The 3395-nt window shown below is 28.0% G+C and carries 6 protein-coding genes; all 6 read left to right on the top strand.

Annotated features, from left to right (window positions below):
- Positions 1–269 (top strand): Fic family protein (locus U9R42_08005; GenBank protein ID MEA3495963.1); only part of this gene is annotated, 269 nt, incomplete at its 5' end.
- 169 nt (positions 270–438) lie between these two features.
- Complete coding sequence (locus U9R42_08000; GenBank protein MEA3495962.1) at positions 439–1008, top strand: hypothetical protein; 570 nt, start codon at positions 439–441, stop codon at positions 1006–1008.
- Between the two features lie 136 nt (positions 1009–1144).
- The gene (locus U9R42_07995) at positions 1145–1924 is read left to right on the top strand and encodes a hypothetical protein (GenBank protein MEA3495961.1); all 780 of its coding nucleotides are present in this window, start codon (positions 1145–1147) and stop codon (positions 1922–1924) included.
- Positions 1925–2276: 352 nt separating this feature from the next.
- Positions 2277–2426, top strand: a complete 150-nt coding sequence (locus U9R42_07990; protein ID MEA3495960.1) for a hypothetical protein — start codon at positions 2277–2279, stop codon at positions 2424–2426.
- A 379-nt stretch (positions 2427–2805) separates the two neighbouring features.
- Positions 2806–3189, top strand: coding sequence for a hypothetical protein (locus tag U9R42_07985; GenBank protein MEA3495959.1), 384 nt, complete (start codon positions 2806–2808; stop codon positions 3187–3189).
- A partial coding sequence (locus U9R42_07980) for a hypothetical protein (GenBank protein ID MEA3495958.1) occupies positions 3186–3395 on the top strand: 210 nt, incomplete at its 3' end. The genes U9R42_07985 and U9R42_07980, both read left to right, overlap by 4 nt.

The raw sequence follows: 3395 nt of genomic DNA, 5'->3' as shown, positions 1-3395 counted from the left end.
TCAGTAAAATTAAAGAATTGATTTTTGAATACAAAAACTTATTACGTGATAATTACAAATTTTACAGTCAGGACTTATTGAATAATTTGTTCAAACATCCATACACAAAAATTGAATTTATTGAAAAAGATTTAGGTGTATCAAGAATTACCGCCTCAAAATACTTAAGCCTGTTATCCAATGACGGACTTTTGAAAAAGGAAAAACTTGGAACAGGAAATTATTATATAAATGTGAAATTATTAGAATTATTAACATTAAAAGAATAAGTACTTTGGCTAACACACAATATAAAAAATTGGGCAGGAAGTGTTAAATATGAATGAATTAGCAATAAATAAACAGCGTAGCAAATTGAAAGATTGGTATTTCAAAATGCCAAAAATTTCATATTGCCATCGTTGTGCTTCATGCCAAAACTAATTGATTGAATTAACAATGAGATTTTTAACTTTAATATTGATTCTATTCACACACATTACAATTGCTCAGATAAGTATTAAATCTACAATTGATAGTTTAAAATTTGTATCAGAAATTCCTTATGCTTGTGAAATTCACCCAGAAATTTATGTGAAAAATAAAGATACATTTATGTATAATATTGGATGTGGAGACAAACTATTTTGGAATGCGGTGAAATTGAAAGAAAAAGGAATTTTATCTTTAATTGATCAGCTTGACAATTTAGAATACACACTTGCATCTTTTCCATATCAAGGAGGTCAATGTAAAGTTGCAGATGTTGCCTATATAGTTCTTCAAGAGATTATTCATGGAATTCCAACAGCGGAATTATTAAATGTTAATCCCAATGACTATGATTGTGGTTATTGTTATTATCATATCGCATTAGAAAAAAAATCGAATAGAAAGAAATTCAAGAGATCAGTCAAAAGATGGTACAAAACAAACAAAATGAATTTGATTTGGATTTCAGAAAACAAATTTATGACTTGTGAATGTAATGGAAAACATCCAGCAGGTGGATATTATAAATTGAAATAAAAAAAGCACGAAAGCACAACAATGTATAAGCAATATGGCAATACACAGTGATTTTAGGAATTTCACAGTGATTGGGGATTGGGGAAATTGCCACATCGCTTATACTGAACGTTGTGCAACCATAAAAAAAGAAAATATGAAACGATTATTATTGATTTTAACAATTGGACTAATTACAGCAAATTCATTTTCACAGACTAACTGTAATATTGAAAAAGAGTATCAACAAATATTCAAAATTGAAAAAAAGAAATACGGAGAACGAGAATATTTAATGAAAACAATTAATGAAATTGATACCAATTCTTGTTTTTCAGACTTAGTAAACAATAATGGACAATACATTGATTATTTACGAATTCATTTTTCAGACAATTCAAACTATGAAAAATTAATGGCTATCAGTGATACGATTGAGCTTCAAAATGAATTTATTAAAACACTTGGAAATGATAGTTCATTCAATAATGTTATGAATAAATTGACTGAAAAGATTACAAATAAATCTCAGTTTGTTCCTGACACTATTTCAATGGACGGACTATTAAACATTGCAGTAAAATATTTCTATATTTTGAGAATTTCCAAAGAAGGATATTATGCTGGTAAGGTTTGTACTGGAATTAACGGAATAAAACAAACTGAAAAAGAAAGAAAACCACAAGTTGAAGCATTTTGTTTTACTACAATTTTTAATAATTATCGAGGAGAGCAATTTAATATGCATAATGAACTTGTTAAAGGAATTAAGGAATTGTACAAAATTAACTTAGGAATAGAAGACGAAGAAAGACTTTTAAGAGCACAAGGAGCAATGTATATGTTTATGAGACATAGCGAAAGTTTGAAAGAATTATTGATTTTTGAATACGAGAAGAAGAAGAAATATTTACCATTTATACTGGAAATAAAATAATTACGGTTGCCTAACACCTAAGCATATAAAAATCCCATAGTGCAAGCTTACGGTTTCTTTGTGCATTGTTGAACCTGCTTACTAAGGCTCGGCAGGCAAAAATTAAACAATTTGTTATCAAATAAATAATTATTACATTTGCAAATAGATTTAAGATTTATTAGAACATGAGAATATTAAAAATACAGAAATTTATTTTCACACTACCAGCAAGGAATTTGGCGATATTTCTAACCCGTTGGATAATATTGAATTATGGAATTTTTTGACAAAATAAAAATGTTTAACTCAATCAACATTCGTTTGGGTTATCCTATAATTGATATTCGTTCACCATTAGAATTTTTAAAAAATGAAGAATAAAGAAAAATCATTTGACACTGTTAAGTTTTTTAGAAAGGTTAAACAGAAATTAGCTGAGAAAATGCGAGGAATGACTTTGATTGAAAAAACTGAATTTTTACGAAAAGTAAAAGAAGGAAAAATAAAAATATCAGTTTAATAATTATTAAAAGCCCATAACAAAGGCTCATAAATAATTGCCGAGATAGTAGTAAATTCAAGCATTTTAGCTCGTTTTAAGTTAATCGTAAATTGAAAAATTATTGCTTCGTAATCGGCTACTATTCATAGCCTCGAACGTTGAACCTGCTTACCAAGGCTCGGCAGGCAAAAAAAGATTAAACAATTTGTTATCAAATAAATAATTATTACATTTGCAAATAGATTTAAGATTTATTAGAACATAAATTGAAAATATTGAAACGAGAAATTAAATATATGAATGAAAAATTAACTCAATGTAAAGATTTTGTTTTTACCGACCCGCAGACCAAAATTTGCAAAAGAGTGCAATCTTCCACTCTTATACTACATTGATTATGGATTATCTAGGTATTCTAAAGCAGATATATAAACCTGAAATTGGTTCAATTTGGAAAGCTCCGAATAATATTTGGACGGGTAATTTTGCGAAAAATAAAAACCCAGAAGATTTTCATCCTTCAATTGTTGAAAAAGTAAAACAAGATGGAGTTTCTGTTCAACTTGCTCCAGGAACTACAAAAGAATATCAAAAAGGAAGTTGTGTTTTTAAAATAGATTTAAAGGAAGATGGCGAATATTCATTCTTCTTGTTGAAGTTGTCAATGCCCTATATTATTGATGATTTATTAAATCTTGATAGAGGTTGGAATGGCATTGATTCTCTAAATGAGAAGCAATTACAAGATTTCGAATGGCAAATTAAAATATGTAAAGGATGAAAAAAGAAGAATACATAATTGAATTAGCTAAAGGGAATATGTCACTTGACGGGTACGATTACATTGTTTCATTAGTAAAATACTATTTGAATAAATACAGTTGGCCAAAAACAATATTGGATGAAAATACAAATACGGAAAAATATTGGACTGATGATGAAGTACTCTCTTTCACGCAACAACTTCTTATTTTTATACTTGAAAAA

It is taken from the genome of Bacteroidota bacterium, assembly GCA_034723125.1.
GTDB lineage: Bacteria > Bacteroidota > Bacteroidia > CAILMK01 > JAAYUY01 > JAYEOP01.
This window is presented reverse-complemented; position numbering and strand designations above follow the sequence as displayed.

Excerpts from the sequence above, each read along its gene's own strand:
- U9R42_08000 (MEA3495962.1), top strand. The coding sequence starts at position 439 with ATGAGATTTTTAACTTTAATATTGATTCTATTCACACACATTACAATT.
- U9R42_07995 (MEA3495961.1), top strand. The coding sequence starts at position 1,145 with ATGAAACGATTATTATTGATTTTAACAATTGGACTAATTACAGCAAAT.
- U9R42_07990 (MEA3495960.1), top strand. The coding sequence starts at position 2,277 with ATGAAGAATAAAGAAAAATCATTTGACACTGTTAAGTTTTTTAGAAAG.
- U9R42_07985 (MEA3495959.1), top strand. The coding sequence starts at position 2,806 with ATGGATTATCTAGGTATTCTAAAGCAGATATATAAACCTGAAATTGGT.